Genomic DNA, 25,765 nt, shown 5'->3' on the forward strand with positions numbered 1-25,765 from the left:
GCCGCCCGTCATGACGATGATCGCGGCGGCCGGCCACCCGGAGACCAAAGGCATGACCGTGACCCCCGTCGATCCCAATGTCCGCCATTTCCGCACGCTGTTCATTTCGGATGTGCATTTGGGCTCCAAGGCGGCCAAGGCGGACTTCCTCATCGATTTCCTGCGGCATCATGAAGCCGAGACCATCGTGCTCGTCGGCGACATCGTCGACGGCTGGCGGCTGAAGCGCGCCTGGTACTGGCCGCAGGCCTTCAACGACGTCACGCAAAAGCTCCTGCGCAAGGCGCGCAAGGGCACGCGCATCATCTACATTCCCGGCAATCACGACGAGTTCCTGCGCGATTTCCCCGGCACGCATTTCGGCGGTGTTGAAGTCGCTGAGCGCATCATCCACGAGGCGGCGGACGGCAAGCGCTATCTCGTGCTGCACGGCGACGAGTTCGACGTCGTGGTGCGCCATGCCCGCGTCGTCGCCTATCTCGGCGACTGGGCCTATGACGCGGCCATCGCCATCAACGTCGTCTTCGCCGCCATCCGCCGCAAGCTCGGTCTGCCCTACTGGTCCTTCTCCGCCTGGGCCAAGCAGCAGGTGAAGTCGGCGGTGAACTTCATCGGCGAGTTCCAGCGCGTCGTTGCCGAGGAAGCGCGGCGCAACAATGCCGACGGTGTCATCTGCGGCCATATTCACCACGCCGTCATCACGGAGATCGACGGCATCCGCTACATCAACAGCGGCGACTGGGTGGAAAGCTGCACGGCCATTGCCGAGCACCACGACGGCGAGATGGAGCTGATCACCTGGCAGAAGCTCGCCTCGGTTCCGGCCGAGGTGCTGCCGGTCTCGCGGCAGATGCCGGCAATCGAGGCGCGCACGCCGGTGGGCGTCGAAGCCGCCTAGCGCGTGGAGGGCCGCGCGGCGTTCGCGCAGCAGGGACATGCGATCCCGCCCGGCAGAAATAGCGCATTGGCGTACGTACATCGCCGTGCTAGAGCCGGGAGCGTCCCAACGCAGGTTCCCCGCCAATGACTGCCCCTTCCGGGTTCTCCGTGACTTCAGGCGCGCCGCCGTTCTTCGCCGCGCGCATCGCCCTCGTTTTCTGCGCACCCATGATGGTGAACGGCATTGCGCTGCCGTTCTTCCCCGTCTGGCTGGAAACGCTCTCGATGAACGATTCCCAGATCGGCATCGTGCTGGCCCTGCCGATGTTTGTGCGCGTCTTCACCGCGCCGCTGGCCGGCATCCTCGCCGACCGGATCGGCGAGCGTGCGGTCGTGCTGCTCTGGTCGGGCCTGCTGTCGCTGGCGACGGCGCTGGCGCTCTTCGCAACGGGCTCCTTCTGGCCGGTGCTGCTGCTCTATACGCTGCAGGGCGCGGTCTATTCGCCCTATCTGCCGATCACCGACGCCATCGCGCTCTCCGGCGTGCGCCGCTGGAATTTCGACTATGGCAAGATGCGGCTGTGGGGCTCGCTCGCCTTCATCGTGTCGACCATGACCGGCGGCTGGCTCGCCGGATTGTACGGCGGGGCGATGGTGCTGCCGGCCATGGCCGTCGCCTTCCTTTTGACGGTGCTCGGCGCGCTGATCGTGCCGAAGATCGGCAAGCCGCGCCGGCCGTCGCCTATCACGGCCATCGCCACGATGCCGGCGGATGGCTCGCTTCGCCAGCGCGACGTGCAGTTTATGCTGATCGGCGCATCGCTCGTCAGCGCCAGCCACGCCATGTACTACGCCTTCTCGGTCATCCACTGGCAGAAGCTCGGCTTCAGCGGCACGGATGTCGGCATTTTCTGGAGTGCAGGGGTGCTGGCCGAGGTGATCCTCTTCGCCTTCGCCGTCCAGCTTCGCCGCCGGTTCAGTGTCTGGTCGATGATGATCTTCGGCTCGCTGGTCGCCGTGGGACGCTGGATCCTCTTTCCGATGGAGATGGGCTTCGGTGGTTACTTCGCGCTGCAATGCCTGCACGCCCTCACCTTCGCCATCATGCATATCAGCGTGCAGAGCCGCCTCGTCGAGCGGGTCGCGGAGGAACAGGAAGCGGCCGCGCAGGGGCTCTACTTCTTCTATACCGGCATCTTCACGGCGGCGGCCACCTTCGTCTCCGGCTATGCCTACAACTGGTACGGCGTCGCAGGCTTCTATCTGATGACGATCGTTGCCGTTGCGGGTCTCGTCTGCATCATCGCGGGGCGGTTCGTCGCCCCGCCGGCAGGCCCTCAGCCCCAGAGCGCGGCTTCGGGCGGATAAACGGTCGAGCCCTCGTAGTGAAGGCCCGGCTCGCGGTCGCGGGCAAGCAACAGCGGGCCGTCGAGATCGACGAAATCGGCGCCCTGCGCCAGGAGCACGGCCGGCGCCATGCCGAGCGAGGTGCCGACCATGCAGCCGACCATGATCTTGAGGCCGTTCTCGCGCGCGGCCTCGCGCAGCGCCAGCGCCTCGGTCAGCCCGCCGGCCTTGTCGAGCTTGATGTTGATGGCGTCGTAGCGGTCGGCAAGCCCCGCCACATCCTCCGTGCGGTGCACGCTTTCGTCGGCGCAGATCGGAATCGGGCGTCGATGGTCGCGCAGCGCCGAATCGTTTCCGGCCGGAAGCGGCTGTTCGACGAGGGCGATGCGCGCCTCGGCGCAGAGGTCGAAATGATAGGCGAGGTTGTCCGCCGTCCAGCCCTCGTTGGCGTCGAGGATGATGGCGCTGCCGGGGGCGCCGGCGCGCACAGCGCGGATGCGCGCGGCATCGTCCGCCGTGCCGACCTTCACCTTCAGCAGCGGCCGCCAGGCATTGTCCGCCGCCTGCCGCTGCATCGCCTCCGGCTCACCGAGGGAGAGCGTATAGGCGGTGGCGAGCTGCTGCGGGGCCTCGTTGTTGACGACCTGCCAGGTGGGCACGCCGGAAAGCTTGGCCTCGAGGTCCCAGAGCGCGCAGTCCAGTGCATTGCGCGCCGCGCCCGCCGGCATATCCCGGGCGAGGTCCTCGCGGCCCATGCCGTCTTCGATGGCGCCGCGCATCGCCTCGATGGCGGCAAGCACGCCCGGAACCGATTCGCCGTAGCGGGCATAGGGCACGCATTCGCCGCGGCCGATGAGGCCGGAACCGCCGATCGTGCAGGTCACCACCTCGGCCGTCGTCTTGGCGCCCCGCGAAATGGTGAAGGTCCCGGCAATCGGGAAGCTTTCGGTGACGGCGAGGAGGGTGCGGCGCATGAGATCGATCCTGACTGGCCCCGAAATTTTCGGGGCGGGAGGCGGCTTTTGACCGTTCGTTCGGTGACAGACGGCCGGCGAGCCGGTAAGACAGGGCGCATGTTGTCCCAAGCACGGGAAGATGCAAGAGACTTGACCGCCCCCGCCAGCCCCACAGCCGAAATCGCAACCGAAAGCCTGCCGGGCAAGGGCGGGGAGATCTGGCGTCTCTCCGGCCATTGGGTGAACACGACCGCCGTCGCCGCCAGCAAGCGTCTCGCCGAGATTGCCGCCGGCAAGGACGGCCCGCTCGAAATCGATCTCAGTGGCGTGAGCGAGATGGACACGGCCGGCGCGTGGCTGTTGCGCCGGGCGATCACCGAGCGGCAGGCCGGCGGCGCGGATGTCAGCGTTTCCGACCGCGAGGGCGCGCGCTATGCCGATCTCGTCACCGCGCTGCCGGAAAAGCTCGCCGAGCCGCGCGAGGAGAAAGGTCCGCCCGTCTCGCGCTTCGAGCGCATCTTCGCGCCCATCGGCCGCGTCATGGTGGATGTGTGGGACGATGCCGTCGCCGCCATGTTCATCCTCGGTTCGGCGGTGCGCGGCGCGCAACTTAAGCTCGGCCGCCGCAGCGGCGTGTCGCCGGCGGCCATCGTGCACCAGATCGACCACATGGGCGTGCGCGCCGTGCCGATCATCCTTTTGATGTCCTTCCTCATCGGCGCGATCATCGCCCAGCAGGGCGCGTTCCAGCTTCGCTATTTCGGCGCGGAAGTCTTCGTCGTCGACCTCGTCGGCATTCTGCAGCTTCGCGAGGTGGGCGTGCTGCTCACCGCCATCATGATCGCCGGCCGCTCCGGCAGTGCGATCACCGCCGAGATCGGCTCGATGAAGATGCGCGAGGAGATCGACGCCCTGAAGGTCATGGGCCTCAGCCCCATCGGCGTGCTCGTCTTCCCGCGCCTCGTGGCGCTGACGGTGGCGCTGCCGCTGCTGACGATCCTCGCCAACTTCGCCGCGCTAGGCGGGGCGGCCTTCGTCGCCTGGTCCTATTCCGGCATCACGCTCGACACGTTCCAGTCGCGCCTGCGCGAAGCCATCGACCTGTCGACGGTGGTCTCCGGCATGATCAAGGCGCCGTTCATGGCGCTGATCATCGGCATCGTCGCCTCCGTGGAGGGCCTGAAGGTGGGCGGCAGCGCCGAATCGCTCGGCCGACACGTCACCGCCGCCGTGGTGAAGTCGATCTTCGTCGTCATCCTTGTCGACGGCCTCTTCGCCATGTTCTACGCCGCAATCGATTTCTAGGGATGCAGATGGATTCGGCTTCGGCAAAACAGGATGGGGTTGTGCTTTCGGTCAAGGATCTGACCGTGGCCTTCGGCAGCAATGTCGTGCTCGACAAGCTCAACCTCGACATCTACCGCGGCGAGATCCTCGGCTTCGTCGGCGCGTCCGGTACCGGCAAGTCGGTGCTGATGCGCACGGTGCTGCGCCTCCTGCCGCGCCGTTCCGGCAATATCCGCATCTTCGGCACGGACTTCGACAAGGCCACGGAGGCCGAGCGCCTCGCCCTCGACATGAAGCTCGGCGTGCTCTTCCAGCACGGCGCGCTGTTCTCCTCGCTGACGGTGAAGGAGAACATCCAGGTGCCGATGCGCGAATATCTCGACCTGCCGCAGGCGATGATGGACGAACTGGCGCGCCTCAAGATCGAACTGGTCGGCCTTGCGCCGGAAGCGGCGAACAAGTTCCCGTCCGAGCTTTCGGGCGGCATGATCAAGCGCGCGGCGCTGGCGCGCGCGCTCGCGCTCGATCCGGCGCTGGTCTTCCTCGACGAGCCGACCTCTGGCCTCGACCCGATCGGCGCGGCGGAATTCGACGAGCTGATCGCCAAACTGCGCGACACCCTGGGATTGACCGTGTATATGGTGACTCACGACCTCGACAGCCTGTTTTCGGTGTGCGACCGCATCGCCGTGCTCGGGCAGAAGAGGGTTCTGGTCGAAGGCACGATCGAGGACATGCTGGCCTTTGACGATCCGTGGGTGCAGTCCTATTTCCGGGGCAAGCGCGCGCGATCGATCGTGCGCAACACGTGAAGGATGTCCGGGCGCCGCGCGGCCCCGGCTGTTGGAACTGCGAGCAGGATAGCCTGAAGCATGGAAACGAAAGCCAACTACGCCCTCGTCGGCTTCTTCACCGTCCTAGTCATGGCGGCTGCCTTCGTCTTTGTCTACTGGATGTCGCAATACGGCCGCGGCGGCGAGATGGCGCAACTGGCGATCCGCATTCCAGGCTCGGCCAACGGCCTTTCCGTCGGCTCGCCGGTGCGCTTCAACGGAATTCCCGTCGGCTCCGTGCGCAGCCTTGCCATCGACAAGAAGGATCCGAAGTTTTCCGTCGCGATGACCGAGGTCTCCACCAGCGCACCGGTCAAGCAGAACACCCAGGCCGTGCTGGAAGTGCAGGGCCTGACGGGCGCGGCCTATATCGAGCTCGGCGGCGGCAATCCGGCCGATCCGAACATCCTGCGCGAGGCTTTCGACAACGAGACCATCGCGACGCTGACGGCCGAGCAGTCGAGCGTGACGAACATCCTGTCCACCGCCGACAAGATCCTCAAGCGCGCGGATACCGCCATCACCGATATCCAGGGCTTCGTCGCCGATGCGCGCGGGCCGCTGACCAATACGATCCGCAATGCCGAGCAGTTCTCCGGTTCGCTTGCCCGCAACGGCGAGAATATCGACGAGTTCCTGCAGAGCGTCGGCGCGCTTTCCACCACCTTCAAGAACCTTTCCGGCCGGCTGGATTCCACGCTCGCCTCGGTCGATTCGCTCATCAAGGCGGTCGATCCGAAAAAGGTCGAGGACTTCGTCGGCAATGTCGACAAGGTCAGCAAGGACATCGCGGACGCGTCCGGCAACGTCAAGGAGACGCTGGAAGGTTTCCGCAAGACCGCCGAGACCTTCGACAACTTCGGCAAGCGTGCGACTGCCAGCCTCGACAAGGTGGATGGCCTGATCGCCGCCGTCGATCCGCAGAAGATCAGCGGCGCTGTGGACAATATCTCCGTCGCTTCGGCCGATGCACGCAAGGCCATCGCCTCCGTTACGGGCGTCGCCGACCGTATCGGTTCGCGCGGGGAGGATATCGACCAGATCATCACCGATGTGCAGCAGATGGCGAACAAGCTGAATGCCGCATCCACGCGCGTCGATGGCGTGCTCGCCAAGCTCGACGGCTTCCTGGGCGAGGGCGATTCCGAATCGCTCTTCGCGGAAGCCAAGGCGACGCTGCAGTCGATCAAGCAGGCGGCCGATACGCTGAACGGCCGCATCGGCCCCATCGCGGACGGGCTGCAGCGCTTCTCCGGCTCGGGCCTGCGCGATGTCGAGGCCCTGGTCCTGGATACACGCCGCACGATCCAGAATCTCGACAGCGCGATTTCCGGCTTCGAGCGCAATCCGCAGCGCCTGCTCTTCGGCGGCGAGACGGTCAAGCAGTATGACGGCCGTACGCGCCGCTGAAAGACCGGCGGAAAGTGTGGCGCTATCCCCACAATGGCGAACCCGGATGGTTCGGACACGATTTGTCCGTTCGCGCAGCCGTGACAGCATGCTGTCTCACTGCTACACAGCATGTATCAGGGTTCGAGGATGAAATGACGGTATCGGGTATGGAGTTGTTGCGGAGCGGGACTGCGGCACGGGCCGCGCTCGTCGCCGTTCTGGCGGCAACGCTTGCCGCCTGCGGCAGCGGTCCGGCGAAGAACGACACGTTCAGCCTTTCGGCCGTCACGGCCATCGAGGGACCGGTCGCCAAGAGCCGGCAGATTCTCGTGCCGCAGCCTTCGGCGCTGAAGGCGCTCGACAGCGAGCAGATCGTCATCCGTCCGTCCCCCTCGGAAATCCAGTATCTCGCGCAGGCGCAGTGGAGCGACAGCCTCAGCAAGATGGTGCAGGCCAAGCTCGTTCAGGCATTCGAGAATACCGGCCGCATCGGCGGCGTCGGCACGCCGGGGCAGGGACTGGCGATCGACTACCAGATCGTCACCGATATCCGCTCCTTCGAGGTGCAGACCTCGGGCGCGGATACGGCCGTCGTCGAGATTTCTGCCAAGCTGCTCAACGACCGCAACGGTACGATACGGGCGCAGAAGGTCTTCCGCGCGTCGGTGCCGGTGCGCGGCACGGGCAGCGTTGCCTTCGTGAAGGGGCTGGATGCGGCCTTCGCCGCGGTGACGGCCGATATCGTCGGCTGGACGCTGAAGTCGATCTGACCGGACTGTCCGCGCACGGAGCGCGTTTCATGCCGTTGCTGCGACGCTCACCCCGCATGCGGGGCGAAGGGCAATGGCTGTTTTTCCTGACAATGTGCCGATTGCGTGACGGGGGGAACCCCTCGTCATCCGTCCGTTCGCCCGCATGCATCGGACCGGGTGGAGGCATGCGCCACATCGGCGGCGCATGCCTTGGAGCCTCAGGCGGCTTCGACGCCCTGGATGGCAGAGACCTTCCAGTCGCCGCCATTGCGGCGCACGAAGGTCCAGATTTCGACGGCTTCCGTGAGATTGTCGGGATCGCCGGAGACCACGCGACCGCTCGTGCGGTCCCGCATCACATCGATGCTCTCGTAGCGCATGGCGACCGTGGCATATTCGTCCGTGCCCTCACGCCATGCTTCGGCGATATCGCCCTCCACGAGATGGATGTCGCGCACGTCGTTCTTCAGGCCCTGCGTGGCATTGTCGCCGATTTCCTCGGCCAGATACGACATGGCTTCCGGCGTGGTGATCTGGCGCAGCGTGCGGAAATCCTCGGCGGCATAGGCCGTCTGCAATTCCTTCAGCATGCTCTCGAACTGATCGAGGTCCTCTTGCTTGACGCCGATCTCGTCGCCGGATTTCGGCTGGGGCGCAGCCTGCCGGCTACCGCCGCCGATGCGCGGGATTTCAAAGTCCGAACCACCGTTCTGGTAGGCGCTGCGCTGGGCGCCCGAGCCGGCATAGGCAGGCGCGCCTTTTTGGGCGAACATCCGGCGCAGCATCATGAAGAGGCCGGCGATCAGCAGGACCTGCAGGATGAGGCCGAGGAAGCCGATGCCGCCGCCGAGGCCGTAGCCGAGCAGCATGCCGACGAGACCGCCGAGCATCAGCCCGCCGAGAAGCCGGCCGCCGAAGCCGTTGAAGAGGCCGGGGCGCGGGGTATTGGCGGTGGTGTTGCGGCTCGCCGAGGGCTGGGCCGACTGCTGGCGCGTCATGGTGCGGTCGATGGGCTGGGCGTCCGTCGGCGCGGTGCGCGTGGTCGAGGGCGTGGAGAAGGTGCGGGTGCCGCGGCTGCCGAAGCCACCGCCGGCGCGACGGGCTTCCGCCACGTCCACCACCGTCATCATCACCACCAGCGCCATCGCGAGCATTGCCAGCGCGCGGCCAAATCCCTGTATCAAAATCATATTTTCCTCTTCCCCATGCGTCGTGCGACGGTTCCAACGGCATATAGAGAGTGCGGCCGCGGATTTTAAGGTTCCGGCCGTTCAAAAGTGGGTGATGGGCGGCGCGCCCGACAGGCAAAAGGTCGCGGAGCGGCGGCAGCTGCCAGCGAAGCCGTGCAAGGCGCCCGACCGATTCTTCGCCACCGGGAGAAGAGGAGCCCTGACTCAAGGCCGCAGATGGTGGCGGCGGGCAGGTGGGGTTCGTCAAAAGCAGACGGCCGCCCGATGGGCGGCCGTCGCTTCATTCCGGTGCCTGATCCGCTTAGCTGAAGCGGCCGGCGGCGTGGGCCAGCATGGTGTAGACCTTGCCGGTATCCGACGTGAGGTAGGTCTGCGTCATCACCTTGTCGCGGTCGTTGCGGGCGACGTCGGCGAGCAGCTTCTCGAAGTCCGAGATATAGCGGTCGACCGCGGTGCGGAACTCCGGCTCGCGCTCGTACTTGCGCTTGATCTCGTCGAAGGTCTGCTGGCCCTTCAGCGTGTAGAGGCGGCGCGTGAAGACATCGCGCTCGCCACGCTGGTAGCGCCGCCACAGGTCGACAGAGGCGTCGTGGTCGATGGCGCGGGCGATATCGACCGACAGCGAGTTGAGCGATTCCACCACATGGCGCGGGTTGCGGTTGTCCGCCGGACGGGCGGCCTGACCTTCGCCGCGCGGCTGGCCGAACTGGGCTTCCTCACGCGAGACGGCGCCGCGCAGGAGATCGCGCATCCAGCCGCCTTCGCCGGCCGTCTTGGCGTCGGCCTCGGCGGGCAGGGGCTGTGCGCGCTGCGGTACGGTGGCCGCTGCCGCCCGCTCGAGGCCGAGGCTGCCACGCAGCGGGGCCGGCTCCTCGCGGCGGGGTTCGACGCGGGTCTGCTGCTGCACCGGCTGGGCCGTCTGAACCACCTGGGCGGTCTGCACGGCGGCAGGCTGGGCTGCGGGGCGCGAGACTTCCAGCGCGGAGGAAGACTTGCCGATGATGTCGGAAAGATCCTGCAGGGCCTTGATCTGCTCGCTGACGGCGCGACGCATCTGGGCGGCGTTTTCCTTGGCTTCTTCCGGCAGGTCGAAGGCGCTGCGCTTCAGTTCGCCGCGGGTCTGGTCGAGCTCCTTGCGGATTTCGCTGGCGGCGCGGCGGATTTCCTCCGTTGCGCCGGAGAACTTGCCGATGGCTTCCTCGACGGCTTCGCGCATCGCTTCGCGCATGACCGTCGTTGCGGCTTCGGACTTCTTGCCGGATTCGCTGAGCAGGCGGTCGACATCCGACAGCGAGGCGCCGACGCTGCCGCGCAGACGGCTGGCCACTTCCTTCGTCCGCTCTTCGGCGCGGGTGAAGGCGCCTTCGACGGACTGGCCCGCTTCCTCGCCGGCCTTGACCAGCGAGTCGCGCAGCGTGGTTGCGGCGGCCTCGGCGCGCTTCTCGGTTTCGCCGAGGATGCGGCCAACTTCGTTGAAGGAGCTCTGGATGCCGCCGCGCAGATTGCCGGCGATGAGGTTCGAGCGTTCCTCGGCGCGGCTGAACGCGCCTTCCACCATGCCTTCGAGCGACTGCATGGTCTTCTCTATCTCTTCCGACCGCTGGACGAGGCCGATGGAGAGCGAGCGCAGCGCGTCCTGACGCTCTTCCAGCGTCGAGACGAGGTTCGACTGGGCGGCGGCGAGGAGATCGGATGCCTGCGACAGGATCTTGGAGTGATCCTCGAAGCGTCCGACGATGCCGCCGATCTGCGAGAGCGTGCCGGCGGAAATGTCGGAGAGGCGGTCGACCTTGCCTTCGAGCAGGCGCGAGGTCGTTGCCACCATGTCCGAGGCGCGCTCGGCGGAGGTGGAGAAGCGCTCGGCCGTGGTCGTCAGGCGGCCGTCGATGGCGCCGAGCGTCTGGCTCGCCGCATCGACCATGCCGGCGATCGCGCCGTTGCTTTCCGAAAGGCGGGCGATGAGGCTCTCGACATTGGCCTGCAGGCCGCTTTCGATCTGGCGCATCGCGCCGGCCGCTTCTTCCGTGCGGGTGCTGATGGCGGCGAGCGTGTCGGCCGTGCGGGCGGAGATCGCGTCGATCAGCGCGGCATTCTCGTTGCGCAGGCGTTCGGCGCTTTCGCGGGCGACGCCGGTGATGCGCTCGGCAGCTTCGCGGCCAACGGCGGCGTAGTCGTCGATGACCGGGCGGGCTTCCTCGTTGATGAGGCGCGACAGCTCTTCCGTGCGGCTTGCCAGCATGGAGTTGAGTTCACGCGTGCGGTCGTCGAGCGTAGAGCGGATGGAGGCGCCACGCGCTTCCAGGGCCTTTTCGACATCGCCGAGGCCGGCGCGCAGCGACTGTGCCTGGCTCGCGAGGCGGTTTTCGGTCTCGGCGAAGCGGGCGGCGGCGGAGGTGGTGGTCTCTTCGACCGCGCGGGTGAAAGCTTCATTGCGGGCCGACAGATTCTCGGCAAAGTCCTCGCCGGTCTTGGCGATGGTCTCGGCGGCGCGCTGCGCCTCGATGCCCATGTCCTGCGCCGCGCGTGAGACTGCGCCACGCAGCGAAGAGGAGAGGCTTGCGAATTCCTCGCCGGTCTTGGCCAGCGACTGGGCCGAGCGGATCGCTTCGGCGTCCATGTCCTGGGCGGCCTGCGTCACGGCTTCGCGCAGCGTCTGGGCAAGGCCGGCAGCCTTGCCGTCGATGGTGCGGTTGACGCTGTCGAGGCCGATGGTGAGGGCCCGGTCCATCGTGCCGAGGCGTTCCTCGATGCGGCCGGTCTTCTCGTCGATGGTCGCGGCGATGCGTTCGGCTGCTTCGTTGGAGACGCGCTCGATATCGCCGGCGCGGTTCGCCAGCGTGCCGTCGATGCGTTCTGCGGCTTCGCCGGTCACGCGCAGGATCTGGCCCGCACGTTCGGCGAGGGCACCGTCGATGCGCTCGGCGGCTTCACCGGTGACGCGCAGAATCTGGCCCGCGCGTTCGGCAAGGGCGCCGTCGATGCGGGCAGCGGCTTCGCCGGCCACGCGCTCGATCTCGCTGGCGCGGCTTGCAAGTGTACCGTCGATACGCTCGGCGGCGGCACCGGTGACGCGTTCGATATCGTTGAGGCGGCCGGAAAGGGCGCCCTCGATGCGGTCGGCGGCGTCGGCGCTGACGCGCTCGATATCGCCGATACGGCCCGAAAGCGCGCCTTCGATGCGATCGGCGGCAGAGGCGCTGACGCGCTCGATATCACCGACACGGCCGGCAAGCGCGGCGGCGATGCGGGCCGTCGTCTCGTCGCCGATGCGGTCGACTTCAGCGATCGGGCGGGAGAGGGCGTCGGAGACGCGCAGCGAGACGTCGCTGCCGACCCGGTCGAGATCCGAAAGGCGCTCGGACAGGGTGTCGGAAATGCGGGCGGCGGCGGTGTCGACGATGCCGGAGACATTGTCGACACTGTGCTCGATGCGCGATTCCAGCTTGCCGAGGTTTTCTTCCAGGCGGCTGCCGGTGGTCTCGAAGCGGCTGGCGACGCTGTCGACGGTCTGTTCCATGCGCGAGCCGAAGAGGGTGGCGGCGTCGGCGATCCTGGACGAGGTTTCGCCAAGGCGCTCGGCGACGGCGCCGGCGCTTTCGCGCAGCCGCTGGTCGAGCAGGGAAGCGCTGCCGTCGATGGTGCGGCGCAGGTTCTCTTCATGCTGTTCCAGCGACATTTCCAGCATGCCGGCGCTGGTGGCGATCGAGGTGCCGATGCTGGTCGCCTGATCGTTCAGCGTTTCGGTGAGCTGGTCGCGGCCTTCGGAAATCGCCACGTTGATCGCGTTGATGCGGTCGTCCAGCGTGGCGCGGATCTGCTCATGGGTGGAGACGAGCGAGCCGGCAAGCTGCGAGGCGCGGCCCGACAGGGCTTCCGCGATCTCGGCGGCGCGGCCGGAGAACGCATCGGCGAATTCGGCGGCCTGGCCGTGCAGGACGCCGCCAAGCTGCTGGCTGCCTTCCGTGAGCACGTTTTCCACGCGGTCGGCCGCGGCGTCGATGGCCGTCTGAATGGAGCCGGCGCTGTTGGAGAGCACGGAGGCAAGGTTCGCGGTGCGGCCGGTAATGACCTCGTCGATCTGGCGGGCGGCGCCCGTCAGCGCTGTCTCGACGCGGTTCGCGGCCGTGCCGACGGACTGCTCGAGCTGGCTGCCGGTCTCGTTCAGCATGGAGGAGAGGGCCGCGGTGCGCTCGGTCAGTGCGGCGTCGAGGCGGTTATGGCTGGCCGCGATGGTCGAGGTGATCTCGTCGGCGCGTGCGCCGAGGGCGTCTTCCATGCGGGCCTGCGCGGCCTGGATATCGGTGGCGATGGCGGTGCCCCGGTTGTCGAGGGCTTCCGTCAGGCGGCGCTCGCTGCCGGAAATGCTTTCGGCCAGCGCATCCGCACGGGCGCCAAAACCGCTCTCGATGCGGTTCTGCACGTCGGCAAGGCCGCCGAGCAGCGCCGCGGACTTTTCCGAAAGGGCCGAGCCGACGCGTTCATGCGCGCCGGTGATCGCCTTGTTGATGGCATCGGCATGGCCGGAAACGGCGCTCTCGAAGACTTCCTGGCTGGTGCCGAGGGTCGTCGCCAGTGCGAAGGACTGGTCGGTGAGGGTGTTGCCGAGGCGGTCGATGCTGGTTGTCAGGATGCCGTCGATGGCTTCGCGGCCGCTGGCGACCGTCTCGTTGATGCGGGCGAGGCTTTCCATCAGCTTGGAGTCGAGCGAGCCGGCGCGCTGGTCGAAGGCCTGGGCGAATTCCTCCACGCGCTGATCGAAGGCGCCGGCGATCTGGCCGACGGTCGCCTGCATGCGCTCGTCGAAGAAGCCCGAGCGCAGGTCGAGATCCATGACGGTGTCGTCGGCGGCGTTCTTGAGGCTCTGGCGGAACTGTGCGCCCTTTTCGTCGAGCGCGGAATTCATCGACTGCAGCACATGGTCGAGACCGCTGGTCACCGCATGCTGGCCGATGGACAGGCTTTCGCTGATCTCGCGGGTGCGGGCGATCAGCGTTTCGTTCAGCTGCTTGGCGCGCTCGTTCAGCGCGGCGTTCAGCTTCTCGGTGTTGGTGTCGAGCGAGGAGGCGCGGGTCTCGAACTGCTGCAGCAGGTCGCGGCCGCGGGAATCGAGGCTCTGGGTCAGCTGGTCGAGGCGGCTGTCGAACTCGTTGGCGAGCGCGAGGCCCGAGGAGCTGAGCGTGGACAGGAGACTGTCGGTGCGGGCGGATAGCATGGCGCCGATCGTCTGCGTCGCGCTGTCGGACTTTTCCATCAGCATGGCGGCGCGCGTGTCGAGCATGGAGGCGAAGGCCTCGCCCGAGGTGGCAAGGCGCGCGGTGATGCTGTCGCCGGCGCTGGCCAGTTCGTCCTTCAGCTGCTCATGGGCGCCGGAGATCGACGAACGGATGCGCTCGGCATGGCTGACGATCGCTTCGCGTTCGGAGCCGAGTTCCTGCACGAGCGTGCGCACGCGCATTTCATTGTCGGAATAGCTGCGCTCCAGCGCGTTGACTTCCGAATGCACGAGGGTTTCGAGTTCCGTCGCACGGGCGATGGTGCGCTCGATGCCTTCGTTCATGGCCGAGACTTCACGGCGCACGGCCTGGCCGACCGACATGATGCGGTCGGTGGCGACGGTTTCCGGCTCGGAAAGGCGGAGCGCGACTTCGGCCATCGAGCGGGCGGCGCTGCGCAGCTCATGGGCGCGCGCGATCATGATGGCGAAGGCGAAGAACAGCATGATCGGCATGAGGATCGCGACCAGCATGCCGATGGCGCCGGGCAGGGCGACGAGGTCGGCGATGGAGCGGATCTGCCAGATCTGCGGGGCGTAGAGCAGGTTGGCGACGCCGAGGCCGCCGATGATCCAGAGTATGGAGGCGAGGATCGCCATGCGGATCGGACCGCGCGAGGAGCGCATGTCGAGCGACTTGAGGATCGCGGCGGGCGTCTTGCGCGAGGCGTCGTTGGCGGGGGTGAAGGTCGGGGTCTTGGGCGCCGGCTCGGGCGCGAGATTGCGCGCGGTTTCGCCGGAGGCCGCCTGGTGAGACGACTTCTCGACCTTGGTCGCACTGCGGCTTGCCGGTTCGGACACGCGAGCCTCCGAGTTCTCCTTCCGGGGAGGCGTTTCCTGGACCAGATCGTCGAAGTCGATCTTCAGTGCTTCTTCGAGGGCCTGGAAGGCCTTTTCGTCGATCGACTCGGTGGACTTGTTCGTCGCCATGCGGTTACGCCTCGTTACCATGTCCGGGATCGGGCTTCATACGCTCTGCCGCTGCTCAGGCGCATTCGAACCGTCCGGTTGGTGGCCGGTCTTGCTGCATACCCTCATGGCAAACAGCGTCCGGGCCCCCGTTCATTCCAAATTCGCTCGATAACCCGAAACGGCGAAGGGGTGTATCTCCGCCCACGGCTTATCCACCGGGACTATCCGGTCGTATCGTAGTGACACATTAGCCTGTATCACACAATTGATTGCCATCTCCCTTCGGCCGAAACTTAACAGGAAGTTAAAATCGGGCGATTCTGTATCGCAATGGAAAACCTGTGAAAAAGGCGAATTTTCAGCCGTTAACCATAGTTTGCGATTCATGCCCATTTTGCGCCGTCTTTTAAGCGGATAGGCGCGCCGGCAACGCAGAATGACAGTCCGGCCTTTTGGGCGTCTGCATGCATCACAACGAAACAGCGTACCCGCGTAAAGAAGGATATCGGCAAATGGCAGCGCTCAACATCGCATTCGAGGCGCCCGACAATGCAGGCGGCATCGCGCCCTCCGGCGCGCGCCCGGTCGATCTGGAACATCTGGCCCGCCAGACGATGGGCGACAAGGCGCTCGGGCTGGAAGTGCTGCAGATGTTCGCGCGGCAGGCCCGCGAGAGCATGCGCGAGCTTGCGGCGGCCGAAGGCGCCGCGCGCGGCGCCGTTGCTCATCGCCTCAAGGGCTCGGCCCAGTCCGTCGGCGCGGGCGGTGTCGCCAGGGCGGCTGCGGCGCTGGAGGAAAATCCGGCCGATGCCATCGCCCTGTCGGCCGTCACCGCCGCCGTGGTCGAGGCGGAAAACTTCATCCTCAAGCTCTGCCGCTGATCGTCGCATCCCGCCGCCCGGGGGCTGGCGCGGCGGGCAAAGCCGATGGCGCGCCCGGACCTGCGCGCGCGCCACGGCGCGCGCGATGTTGACTGAGGAAGGGATTTGTTGGAAACGTCCGCCGAAAACCGGCGGTTCCCGCACCTTCCGCCGGCCAGCCATTCGCCCCTTCGGGCAGCCCTGAGGATCCGGAAGCCATCATGAGCAAACTCACCATCGTCGCCTTCGACGGCACGCGCCACGAACTGGATGTCGCCAACGGCTCCACTGTCATGGAAAATGCCGTGCGCAATTCCGTGCCCGGCATCGAGGCGGAATGCGGCGGCGCCTGCGCCTGTGCGACCTGTCATGTCTATGTCGACGACGCCTGGAGCGCCACCGTCGGCCCGCCAGAGGCGATGGAAGAGGACATGCTGGACTTCGCCTACGACGTCCGCCCCACCTCGCGCCTGTCCTGTCAGATCAAGATGTCGGATGCGCTCGACGGGCTCGTGGTGCACGTGCCGGAACGCCAGGCCTGACATCACCCCAACGGAGCGTGACATGGACGCCGGAGCCGATACCGATGTGGTCGTGATCGGCGCCGGGCCTGTCGCGCTGTTCTCTGTCTTCCAGCTCGGCCTCTACGGGCTGAAATGCACGCTCGTCGACAGCCTCGACCGCGCGGGCGGCCAATGCGCCGTGCTCTATCCCGACAAGCCGATCTACGACGTGCCGGGATTCCCGAAGATCGACGGGCTGGACCTGACCGCCCGGTTGCTCGAGCAGATCGCTCCGTTTTCTCCCGTCTTCCGTCTCGGCTCCACCGCGACCGGCTTCGCCCAGCAACCGGACGGGCGCTTCAAGGTGACCTTGTCCCAAGGCGAGCAGCTCGGCGCCAGCGTGGTCGTCCTTGCAACGGGGCTTGGAACCTTCGTGCCGGGCGAAGGCGAGGCCACGCTCGCGGTCGGCCCCGCCGCGGGCTGGCTGCTCGACCGCACGAAAGACGCCTTCATCGTCGATCCCGAACGGTTCCAGACCTCGCAGCCCGGCGTCTTCGCCATCGGCGATGCCTGCCATTATCCCGGCAAGCTGCGGCTGATCCTGTCCGGTTTCCACGAGGCGGCGTTGATGACGCAGGCCATCCGCCGCATCTCGTTTCCCGGCGGGCGGACGACGCTCGAATATACGACCTCTTCTTCACGCCTGAAGAAGAAAATCGAAGGCGCACTGTCTTCTCAAGAATAGAAGGGCAAAAAAAGCCTCGCCGGTCGTTGAAGACGAGCGAGGCCAGGAGGGCGCATCGCAGACAGGAGAGGGAGGAGACACCTGCTGCTTCGATTGGGACGCGCCAGGAGAACCTGTTACAGATTGCTTCATGCAACTTCGGGAAGGAAAAATCGTCTTCCCATTCACTGTTGAAATGAAATTACGATGATTTGCGAATTTGCGCTATCGCTAGAATTCACCAGTTATTTTACGTATGCGGCACCGGCCGGCGCTTGATCCGGTCCGAATCCATTAAAGGATTGTCAGGAAATACATGCCTTGCCGCGCGTCTTACTCGGCGCGGTCCTTGAGCCGGTGCACCAGCAGGCGCATCATGCGGTCGTTGAAGTTCTTGGATTCGATGCGGTCGAAGCGCGCCTGGTCGGCATCGTGCTTTGCCACCGCATCGGCGGTCGCCCGGTCGACGCGCGCCTGCATGCGCTCGCAATCGGCTTCGGGGCGCAGGCGCTTCAGCGTGCGCTCCAGGTCGCGGGCGTGGTTGCGCGCGATTTCCGCGTGGCGCTCCTCATGCCGCTTGATGTCGCTCGACAGCGTATCCCAGATGAGGGCGAGGGAGGCCGTGGCGCGCTTGCGGTTCTTCCAGCGCGGCAGGATGATCTGGGTGGAAAGCGTCACCTTCGCCTCGCCGACGGCGCAGCGGCTGCCGTGGCGCATATAGGTCACCGAGCCGCCCCACTTGATGCGCGTGGCGCCCGGATGGCGCGAACCGCTGTGCTTCATCATGGGGCCGCGCTTCGACAGTTCCTCGTCCAGTTCCGCCGCCGTGCGGCCGCCGACGGAGAAATAGGAGAATGTCTTGGAGGTGATCGTCTCGGCACGGGCCGGCTGGACGGCAAGGGCGGCGAGGGCGGCAAGGGCCATCAGGCGAGCGATGGTCGTCATCTATTCGGCATTCCTTTCGCCATCGGGTTTGCCCGATGGTGTGCCGGCCGAAGGGGCCGGTTGAACTTCCCTTAAGCTTGGGGCATAGGCTCGGCGAGCGCAACACCCTATCCGGGGCACTGGTTAATCGCGGGAGGAAACCGCCATGTTCTCACCGTTCGATCCCTTCCGCTGGGCGCTTGCCCACGGCCGGCATCTGGAGCTCGGTCCACGCGGCATCCTGATGGCGATCGTCAACGTGACGCCCGATTCCTTTTCCGACGGCGGCCGCTTCGACAGCGCTGACGCGGCGGTGGCAGAGGCGATCCTCTGTCTGGAGCAGGGCGCCGAGATCGTCGATATCGGCGGGGAATCGACGCGGCCGGGGGCCGCCCCCGTGAGCGCCGCCGAAGAGCAGGATCGTATCCTTCCCGTCATCGAGGCGCTTGCCGGCACGACCGGGGCCATCATCTCCGTCGATACCTATCGCGCGGAGACGGCGCGGCTTGCCGTTGCCGCCGGCGCGCATATCATCAACGACGTGCATGGCCTGCAGCGCGAGCCGGACATCGCCCGTGTGGCGGCGGAAACGGGGGCGGGGCTCTGCATCATGCATACCGGCCGCGACCGCGAGAAACGGCCGGACGTCGTCGAGGACCAGTATCTCTTTCTCGGCCGTTCTCTGGAAATCGCCCGTGAGGCCGGTGTCGCGCGCGAGGCCATGGTGCTCGATCCCGGCTTCGGCTTTGCCAAGGACACGGACGAAAACCTCGAACTCATGGCGCGCTTCGGCGAACTCTACGGCTTCGAACTGCCCATCCTCGCCGGCACCTCGCGCAAGCGGTTCGTCGGGGCGGTGACAGGCCGGGAGGCGGCGGACCGCGACGTCGGTACGGGCGCGACGACGGCGCTGCTGCGTGTCGCCGGGGCGGCCGTCTTCCGGGTGCACGATGTCGCAATCAACAGGGATGCGCTTGCCATCGCGGATGCTATGCTCGCGGCGGGGCGCACGGTGAAGGCGCGCGAAGCGCGCGCCTGACAGCCAGCCAGACAGGAACAGATGATGACCACCACCTACACGATCACGCTAAAGAACTGCGCCTTCTTCGCCCGCCACGGCCTGCACGATGCCGAGGAGTTCCTGGGGCAGCGCTTTTTCGTCGATGCGGAACTCGACGTGCGGCCGCTGCGCCCGCTGTCCGACGATTCCATCGATTCGACCGTCGACTACGGCGTCGCCTTCCAGGAGATCGAGAAGATCGTCACCGGCCAGCGCCGTTATCTCATCGAGGCGCTGGCGCAGGAGATCGCCACTGTGCTTTGCGCCCGCTTCCCGCAGATTTTCCGCGCCCGCATTACCGTTCGCAAGCCGAATGCACCGGTGCCCGGCGTCTTGGATTATGTCCAGGTGACGATCGATCATGCCGTCTGAGCCTTTTCGCCGGGCAACGCTCGGTCTCGGCGGCAATATCGGCGATCCCGTGCGCTCCATGGCCGATGCCTTGCAGGCGCTTGACGCGCGGGTGGACTGCCGGGTCCTCGCCGTGTCGCGGCTCTACCGTACGCCGCCATGGGGCAAGACGGATCAGGACTGGTTCTTCAATGCCTGTGCCTTGATCGAGACCACGCTTGCCCCCGAAGCGCTGCTCGATACCTGTCTCGGCATCGAGCGGGAGATGAAGCGCGAGCGCAAGGAGCGCTGGGGGCCGCGCACCATCGATATCGACGTTCTGACCTATGAGGGTGTGGAGCAGGCCGGCGGCCGGCTGGAACTGCCGCATCCGCGCATGACGGGCCGCGGTTTCGTGCTGATGCCGCTTGCCGATGTGGCGCCTGACATGGACGTAGAGGGGCGCACCGTCGAGGCCTGGCTTGGCGATGCGGACATTGCGGGCATCGAGCCGGCGAGCGCCGGCTCCGACTGGTGGCAGGTTACTTGATCGAACCGACGGCGATGTCGTCGAGATTGCGGTCGAGCGACAGGCCGATGACCGGCACCATCTTGTTCTCGACCTTCACCGAAATGGTGATGTTCATCTTGTTGTCGCCTTCCAGGCGCGCGATCATCGCGCCGTTCAGCCGCTGGCGGTTGATGCCGACGACGACCTTGTTGCCGGCGACCTGACCCGAGGTGATGTCGAGACCCTTGCCGGCCGCGCCGTCGAGGAACTTGCCCTTGTAGGTGCCGCCCGCCTTGGTGATCAGCGCGGACATCGGCTGCTTGAAGACGCCGACGCGGCAGAAGCCGTCGAGCTGGATGCCGGCATCCTTGGCGACGGCGGTGTCACCCGTCAGGTCGCAGTTGAACTTGGTGCCCTTGTACTTGCCGGCGACGATTTCGCCCTTGCCCTGCCAGTTGCCCGAGACCTGGTCGAAGAAGGCCCTGTCGCGCGAGCCGGCGGCGGCCGGGACGGCGAAGGTGGTGGCTGCGAGGATGGCCGCTGCGGAGGCGCGGGCGATCAAAGAGGTGCGCGGGTACATGAACGATCCTTGATGGGCGACGGCCATTCGGCCTGCTTTGGTGCGATGAGATTTGCGCGAAAATGGTTAATGGACGGTTTCCTGCCGTCCTGCTCTCGATCATTTGCCGGGATCGTCGCCCCGGAAAACCGGGGTGTTGCCTTGCGGTCACGCCTCGTCGCGGCGGCCGCCTGCGTTGCCCGGCGTCAGGTCGCCGATGAAATCGCCGATGCCGGGGCGCTTGAGCGCGCGGAAGGGCATCGGGCGGCAGAGATCCATGGCGGCGATGCCGATTCGCGCCGTCATCAGTCCGTTGATGACGCCTTCGCCGAGCCGGGCGGAGAGTTTCGAGGCAAGGCCATGGCCGAGCACCTGCTGCACGAGGCTGTCGCCCATGGCGATGGAGCCGGTGACGGCGAGGTGGGCGATGACATCGCGCATCAGCCGCACCATGCCGATCTTGCCGGGCCGCCCGCCGTAGAGCTCGGCCATGGCGCGCACCAGCCGGCTGCTCTCGTAGACGACATAGCCGAGATCGACCAGGGCGCGCGGGCTGACGGCCGTGACGATCGAGACCCGCTTGGCGGCGCCGAGGATCAGCGCGCGTGCCTCGCGGTCGAGCGGCGCCATCAGTTCCCGTTCGGCGAGATCGATGAGATGGGCGGCGTCGATGATCTCGCCCTCCGTTTCGGCGAGCCGCGCCCGGCCGCGGGCCGTCTGCGGGCGGGCGGCAAGGAGATGCACGAGGCGGGCGACGATGGCGCGGCCGACCGAGGGCGTCGGCGAGGATGCGGCCTCGGTGACGTCCTGCTTGAGGTCCTGCACGGCGGCGAGATGGCGCAGGCCGACGAGTTCGCGCAGCACGACACCCAGAAGGGCTGCGGCGGCGATGGCGGCGGCGGCAATCGCGAGATAGCCGAGCCAGTCGTTGCGGCTGAAGAGATCGCGGATCAGCGCATCGACCCACAGGCCGATGGCAAGCGAGAGGAGAAGGCCGAGCGCGCCGAAGGCGATGCGGCCGAGCGTGAGGCGGCGCGGGCGGGGCGCCGCGACGGCCGGAACGAGATCCGGCAGGTCGGCGGTGGTGGCGATGAACGGGTCTTCCGCATCCGGCGTCAAGCGCACAGCCTCGTCGAAGGCGGCGGGGGCGCGGGGCGTGCCGCGCGCGGGGTCCTTCGCCGCGGCATCGTCCGGCAGGGAAAAGGCGGCGGGCTTGCGCGGGCGATCGTTCATGCGAGCCGGTCTCCGATGAGATATTGCAGCGCGCGGTCCAGCCTGATGTGCGGCACGGAAAGTTTCAGGCCGCCGCCCGTCTCCTCGATATGCGGCGGGCGGAAGCGCACGAAGTTCAGCAGCGGCGGGGCGTCGCCCTCAGAATGTGATTCAAGCGCCTCGAAAAGTGAATCCGGATTCTTCGGCAAGTCCCCGGGAAATATGGCTGTTTTCCGTTCGCCGTCGAAGGTCTCGCCATTGATCGTCTCGCCTGCCATCGGCACGCCGACGATGACGGGCAGGTCTTCGCCGCCATGCTTGACGGTCGCCTCGCGGGTGGCTCGCACGGAGGCGAGCGCCATGACCTCGATGCCGGCGCCGCTCATGCCGATGCGCTCGACGGCGCGTTCGACCAGCCGGCGCGTGATGGCCTCCAGCCGCGGGTGGCTTTCGTGATGCAGGTGGTCGGCCTTGGTGGCGGCGATGACGATGCGGTCGATACGGCGCGTGACGAAGGAGGACAGGAAGCTGTTCGTGCCGGCGCGGAAGCAGTCGAGCACATCGCCGAGGGCGCGTTCGAGATCGTGCACGGCCTCCGCGCCGCGATTGATCGCCTGCAGCGCGTCGATGAGCACGATCTGCCGGTCGAGCCGGGCGAAGTGCTCGCGGAAGAAGGGCCGCACCACATGGGTCTTGTAGGCCTCGTAGCGGCGCTCCATCATGGCCTGCAGCGAGCCCTTGGCCGGCGCGCCGGTGGCAAGGTTCGGCAGCGGCGCGAAGGTGAGCGCGGGCGAGCCTTCGAGATCACCCGGCATCAGGAACCGGCCGGGCGGCAGGGTGGAGAGCGAGCGCTCGTCGGACTTGCATGCCTTCAGATAGGCGGTGAAGGCTTCGGCGAGCGACCGGGCGGTCGCTTCTTCCGCATGGGCCGAGGGATCGACGGTGTTGGAAAGGGCCAGCCAGTCGCGGGCAAGCTCGGCGCGGATGCCGTTCTGCGCCAGCGCGACGGTATTTTCGCTGAAGGTGCGGAAATCCTGCGCCAGCAGCGGCAGGTCGAGCAGCCATTCGCCGGGATAGTCGACGATGTCGATGGAGAGTTTTCCCGGTGAGAACAGGCGGCCCCAGCCGGAAGCGCTTTCATAGTCGAGTGTGATGCGCAATTGCGAGATGGCGCGTGTCGAATCCGGCCAGACACGGTCGGCGACGAGCGCGCGGATATGGTCCTCGTACTGGAAGCGCGGCACGGCGTCGTCCGGCTGCGGCTCCAGACGGATCTTCGAGACGCGGCCGGAGCGGCCCGCCTCGAACAGCGGCAGGCGGCCGCCGTTCAGGAGATTGTGCACCAGGGAGGAGATGAAGACCGTCTTGCCGGCGCGCGAAAGGCCCGTCACGCCGAGGCGGATCGACGGATTGACGAGATTGGTGGCGCGGCCGGTCAGCGCGTCGAGCGCGAGCAGGGCTTCGTCGGTGAAAGTGGTCAGGCTAGGCGGCAAGGTCTCTTTCCAGCATCGGACGCGATATAGGAAACGAAATCCGGCGGGAAAAGAGGCGTCGCCGTCTCTTTCACCGCGCGGGGCGCGGCGTCATGAAGCCGGCAAGGCAGGCGCCGCCATAATCCTCGGCCGTCGGGCGGGTGTCGAAATCGAGGACGGCGAGCCCCGCCGTCGGATAGCCGAAGGGGGCGGCCGCCCCCGCGATCTCCTTGCCGACGAGGAGGTGCAGGAATTCCTCGATCATCGGATTGTGGCCGACGATCATTACCGAGGTTTCCTGCCGCTCCGCGAAGGCGAGTTCGGCATAGGTGTCGACCGTGCCGGAATAGAGCGAATCGACGTAGTCGATCGACAGTTCCTCGCTCACCGTGCGGTGGAAGGGTTCGGCCGTCTGGCGGCAGCGCATGGCTGTGGAAGCGATGATGAGGGCCGGTCTGTAGCCCTGGTCGGCCGCTTCCTCGGCGACCACTTCGGCTTCGGCGAAGCCGTCGTCGTCGAGCGTGCGGTCGAAATCCGACTGGCCGGGCTGCGCCCAGGCGGCGCGGGCGTGGCGAAGGAGATAGAGCCGGAAGGCCGGCGTGCCGAAAGATGCCAAGTCTGTCCTCCATCCGCCCGCGGGCGATCATTCGCACCGCGTCCAGACTTCATGTCTTTCCTGAGGGGAAAGATCAACCGGTTTTGCGAAGCACCGGGTTCACGATCGTGTCGGACGTCGCCTGATAGGCGAGGGTGTCTTCCAGCTTCTGCGGACGGGCGAAGTAGTAGCCCTGCATGATCCGGCAGCCGAGGCTTCTGAGCACCGTCACCTGCTCCGCCGTCTCCATGCCCTCGACCACACAGACGCAGCCGATATTGCGCGACAGGTCCACGATGGTCTTGACGATGCTGCGGCTGCGATCGTTCGTGGCGATGTCGACGATGAAGCCGCGATCGATCTTGATCTTGCTGAGCGGCAGCTTGTGCACGTAGCTGAGGCTGGAATGGCCCGTGCCGAAATCGTCGAGCGCGATGCCGACGCCGCGCTGGGTGAAGCGCTTGAGGTTTTCCGCGGCGAGCGTGAAGTTGCGCAGGACCGCCGTTTCCGTCACTTCGATGTCCAGCCGTTCCGGGGCGACGCCGCTTTGCGCGATGATGTCCAGCAGCGTGTCGACGGTCTTGTTGGACGTGATGTCCCGCGTCGAAAGATTGATGGAAAGGCGGATATGGTCCGGCCAGGTCGTCGCGGCCGAAAGGGCCTTGCGCAGCACGACTTCCGTGAGGGGGCCGATGATGCCGGCGCGTTCGGCGGCGCGGATGAAGATGCCGGGCGGTACGGGACCGAGCGTCGGGCTTTCCCAGCGGGCAAGCGCCTCATAGGCGGAAATGCCGTTGGTGTCGGCGTCGACCATCGGTTGGAAGACGAGGTATATTTCCTGTTCCAGGTCGGCGGCGCGCAGCGCCTGCTCGATCCGCCCCTGCTCGTTGATCTCGGCCTCGTGCTCGGCGGAGAAGACGACGGTTGTGCCGCGAAAATTCTGCTTGGCGAGATAAAGCGCGAAGTCGGCGCGGTCGAAGAGGCGGTCGGCCGTGGCGCCGGCCTCGCCGAGAATGGCGATGCCGAGCGAGCCGGAGACGCGGGCCGTCTGACCGCTGAAGACATAGGGCTCCTGAAGCGCGGCGCAGATATCGTCGCCGAGCGCGTGCAGCCGGTCCGCGGAGATCGCCCCCTCGAAGACGAGGCCGAATTCGTCGCCGCCGAGGCGAGCCGGGAACAGGCCGTGATCCGCGAAAGCCGAGAGCCGTTCACCGACCTCCACGAGCAGCTTGTCGCCGATGCTGTGGCCGAAGGTGTCGTTGACCGGCTTGAAGCCGTCGAGGTCGATCAGGCCGAGGGCGAGGCCGGTTCCCTTCGCCTCCGCTTCGGCGATCCGCCGCTCCAGTTCGGCGCGGAACTGGCGGCGGTTCGGCAGGTTGGTCAGGCTGTCGAGATTGGCGAGCCGGTGGTTCTCATCACTCAGCCGCTGGGTTTCCTCCTGCCGCTCCGTCAGTTCCGTCTGGGATTGGATGAGGGCGCGAAAATCGCGGTAGTAGGTCAGGAGGATGAAGACCATGGCGACGGTGACGAGCGCGACGTTGAGCGCCAGCGCCGTGAAGACCGGATTGCCCGACGTGGCGAAGAAGACCGTGAAGGGGCCGAGCACGATGCCCGTCAGGGTGAGGGCCGCCGCGCGCAGATGCATCAGGCAGAAAATGCAGCCGATCACTGTATTGGCGATGTAGAAGGCGACGTGGGACTGCTGGTAGGCGTCGCCATAGGGAAAGATGCTGAGCGCCCACGCGCAGAAGCCCGCGCCGAGCAGCGCCGTCAGCCGGTGTGTGGCCCGCAGCCGCTCCACCGCTTCCTCCCGCGCGTAGCGCTTGTGGCGGCTGAACCACCAGTGCACGAGCCGGACCAGGCTCACGACATAGAGCGCGCCGGGAATATAGAGCGTGAGAAGGGCGGGGGCGGCGTTGAAATGCGTGACCGTCAGGGCGACCGTATTCGTCACCAGCATGAAGTAGAGCAGCGGCACCTGTTTGGTGAAGGCCGCAAGCTGCGCCTCGACGAGTGCTTCGTTGTCGGCTTCGATGGAAAGAATAGCCCTGATCTGGCTGAACATGAAATACGTGCTCCCGGCTCCCGGGGGAAGAAAAGCACGAGTTGCTAAAATAAATCTGAATCCGCTTTTCCGACAGCCTGGCGAAAGAAAAACGCGCCATCATGCGTTTATAGATGTGGAGTGTTTTGCC

21 protein-coding genes are annotated in these 25,765 nt (G+C 66.4%); 12 read left to right on the top strand and 9 right to left on the bottom strand.

The annotated features are described in order from the left end of the window. Positions 1-52 precede the first annotated feature (52 nt). Both V8U06_RS03295 and V8U06_RS03300 read left to right on the top strand, forming a co-directional pair. A complete protein-coding gene (locus V8U06_RS03295; protein ID WP_427139478.1) occupies positions 53-898 on the top strand; it encodes a UDP-2,3-diacylglucosamine diphosphatase in 846 nt (281 codons plus the stop codon). Between the two features lie 125 nt (positions 899-1,023). After that, positions 1,024-2,247, top strand: a complete 1,224-nt coding sequence (locus tag V8U06_RS03300) for an MFS transporter (RefSeq protein ID WP_427139479.1) — start codon at positions 1,024-1,026, stop codon at positions 2,245-2,247. On the opposite strand, the gene dgcA is transcribed toward V8U06_RS03300, so the two are convergent. Beyond that, a complete protein-coding gene (gene dgcA, locus V8U06_RS03305; RefSeq protein WP_427139480.1) occupies positions 2,217-3,200 on the bottom strand; it encodes an N-acetyl-D-Glu racemase DgcA in 984 nt (327 codons plus the stop codon). The genes V8U06_RS03300 and dgcA overlap by 31 nt on opposite strands. 99 nt (positions 3,201-3,299) lie before the next feature. On the opposite strand from dgcA, the gene V8U06_RS03310 reads away from it, so the two are divergent. The 4 genes from V8U06_RS03310 (at position 3,300) to V8U06_RS03325 (ending at position 7,464) form a co-directional block, all read left to right on the top strand. Continuing rightward, positions 3,300-4,487 (top strand): MlaE family lipid ABC transporter permease subunit, encoded by a 1,188-nt coding sequence (locus V8U06_RS03310; RefSeq protein ID WP_427139481.1) that lies wholly within the window; start codon positions 3,300-3,302, stop codon positions 4,485-4,487. A 2-nt stretch (positions 4,488-4,489) separates the two neighbouring features. After that, positions 4,490-5,281: an ABC transporter ATP-binding protein gene (locus V8U06_RS03315; protein ID WP_427139482.1), complete on the top strand. Its 792-nt coding sequence runs from the start codon at positions 4,490-4,492 to the stop codon at positions 5,279-5,281. Positions 5,282-5,341: 60 nt separating this feature from the next. Further along, positions 5,342-6,712: an MlaD family protein gene (locus V8U06_RS03320; RefSeq protein WP_427139483.1), complete on the top strand. Its 1,371-nt coding sequence runs from the start codon at positions 5,342-5,344 to the stop codon at positions 6,710-6,712. Between the two features lie 134 nt (positions 6,713-6,846). Then, positions 6,847-7,464: an ABC-type transport auxiliary lipoprotein family protein gene (locus tag V8U06_RS03325; RefSeq protein ID WP_427139484.1), complete on the top strand. Its 618-nt coding sequence runs from the start codon at positions 6,847-6,849 to the stop codon at positions 7,462-7,464. A 200-nt stretch (positions 7,465-7,664) separates the two neighbouring features. Here V8U06_RS03325 and V8U06_RS03330 read toward each other — a convergent pair whose 3' ends face one another. After that, positions 7,665-8,636 carry a Tim44 domain-containing protein gene (locus V8U06_RS03330; RefSeq protein ID WP_427139485.1) on the bottom strand — a complete coding sequence of 324 codons (972 nt, stop codon included), beginning with the start codon at positions 8,634-8,636 and terminating at the stop codon, positions 7,665-7,667. 301 nt (positions 8,637-8,937) lie between these two features. Beyond that, positions 8,938-14,838 carry a kinesin gene (locus V8U06_RS03335; RefSeq protein ID WP_427139486.1) on the bottom strand — a complete coding sequence of 1,967 codons (5,901 nt, stop codon included), beginning with the start codon at positions 14,836-14,838 and terminating at the stop codon, positions 8,938-8,940. Between the two features lie 494 nt (positions 14,839-15,332). On the opposite strand from V8U06_RS03335, the gene V8U06_RS03340 reads away from it, so the two are divergent. The 3 genes from V8U06_RS03340 to V8U06_RS03350 all read left to right on the top strand — a co-directional run bounded on the left by V8U06_RS03340 (position 15,333) and on the right by V8U06_RS03350 (position 16,928). Next, positions 15,333-15,701, top strand: a complete 369-nt coding sequence (locus V8U06_RS03340; protein ID WP_226918841.1) for an Hpt domain-containing protein — start codon at positions 15,333-15,335, stop codon at positions 15,699-15,701. A 200-nt stretch (positions 15,702-15,901) separates the two neighbouring features. After that, positions 15,902-16,222, top strand: coding sequence for a 2Fe-2S iron-sulfur cluster-binding protein (locus tag V8U06_RS03345; RefSeq protein WP_160856616.1), 321 nt, complete (start codon positions 15,902-15,904; stop codon positions 16,220-16,222). 22 nt (positions 16,223-16,244) lie between these two features. After that, entirely contained in the window at positions 16,245-16,928 is a 684-nt protein-coding gene (locus V8U06_RS03350) for an NAD(P)/FAD-dependent oxidoreductase (protein ID WP_427139487.1), read from the top strand. A gap of 312 nt (positions 16,929-17,240) precedes the next feature. On the opposite strand, the gene V8U06_RS03355 is transcribed toward V8U06_RS03350, so the two are convergent. Next, positions 17,241-17,852, bottom strand: a complete 612-nt coding sequence (locus V8U06_RS03355; protein ID WP_427139488.1) for a DUF922 domain-containing Zn-dependent protease — start codon at positions 17,850-17,852, stop codon at positions 17,241-17,243. Between the two features lie 145 nt (positions 17,853-17,997). Here V8U06_RS03355 and folP point away from each other — a divergent pair, with 145 nt between their 5' ends. The 3 genes from folP to folK are packed head-to-tail and all read left to right on the top strand — an operon-like array spanning position 17,998 to position 19,771. Continuing rightward, positions 17,998-18,870 carry a dihydropteroate synthase gene (gene folP, locus V8U06_RS03360; RefSeq protein WP_427139489.1) on the top strand — a complete coding sequence of 291 codons (873 nt, stop codon included), beginning with the start codon at positions 17,998-18,000 and terminating at the stop codon, positions 18,868-18,870. Positions 18,871-18,894: 24 nt separating this feature from the next. Beyond that, the gene (gene folB / locus V8U06_RS03365; RefSeq protein WP_427139490.1) at positions 18,895-19,263 is read left to right on the top strand and encodes a dihydroneopterin aldolase; all 369 of its coding nucleotides are present in this window, start codon (positions 18,895-18,897) and stop codon (positions 19,261-19,263) included. Further along, positions 19,253-19,771: a 2-amino-4-hydroxy-6-hydroxymethyldihydropteridine diphosphokinase gene (gene folK / locus V8U06_RS03370; RefSeq protein ID WP_427139491.1), complete on the top strand. Its 519-nt coding sequence runs from the start codon at positions 19,253-19,255 to the stop codon at positions 19,769-19,771. The genes folB and folK overlap by 11 nt, the downstream gene beginning before the upstream one ends. Here the strand turns inward: folK and V8U06_RS03375 are convergent. The 5 genes from V8U06_RS03375 to V8U06_RS03395 all read right to left on the bottom strand — a co-directional run bounded on the left by V8U06_RS03375 (position 19,764) and on the right by V8U06_RS03395 (position 25,635). Further along, positions 19,764-20,312 carry a hypothetical protein gene (locus V8U06_RS03375; RefSeq protein ID WP_226918848.1) on the bottom strand — a complete coding sequence of 183 codons (549 nt, stop codon included), beginning with the start codon at positions 20,310-20,312 and terminating at the stop codon, positions 19,764-19,766. The two genes, folK and V8U06_RS03375, sit on opposite strands and share 8 nt — an antisense overlap. A gap of 147 nt (positions 20,313-20,459) precedes the next feature. Continuing rightward, positions 20,460-21,524 carry a YcjF family protein gene (locus tag V8U06_RS03380; RefSeq protein ID WP_427139492.1) on the bottom strand — a complete coding sequence of 355 codons (1,065 nt, stop codon included), beginning with the start codon at positions 21,522-21,524 and terminating at the stop codon, positions 20,460-20,462. Beyond that, positions 21,521-22,996: a YcjX family protein gene (locus V8U06_RS03385; RefSeq protein WP_427139493.1), complete on the bottom strand. Its 1,476-nt coding sequence runs from the start codon at positions 22,994-22,996 to the stop codon at positions 21,521-21,523. The genes V8U06_RS03380 and V8U06_RS03385 overlap by 4 nt, the downstream gene beginning before the upstream one ends. A gap of 70 nt (positions 22,997-23,066) precedes the next feature. After that, positions 23,067-23,591, bottom strand: coding sequence for a SixA phosphatase family protein (locus tag V8U06_RS03390; RefSeq protein WP_427139494.1), 525 nt, complete (start codon positions 23,589-23,591; stop codon positions 23,067-23,069). 73 nt (positions 23,592-23,664) lie between these two features. Next, complete coding sequence (locus V8U06_RS03395) at positions 23,665-25,635, bottom strand: putative bifunctional diguanylate cyclase/phosphodiesterase (protein WP_427139495.1); 1,971 nt, start codon at positions 25,633-25,635, stop codon at positions 23,665-23,667. Positions 25,636-25,765: the final 130 nt, after the last annotated feature.

It is taken from the genome of Shinella sp. G-2, assembly GCF_050172695.1.
In the GTDB taxonomy this organism is placed as follows: domain Bacteria; phylum Pseudomonadota; class Alphaproteobacteria; order Rhizobiales; family Rhizobiaceae; genus Shinella.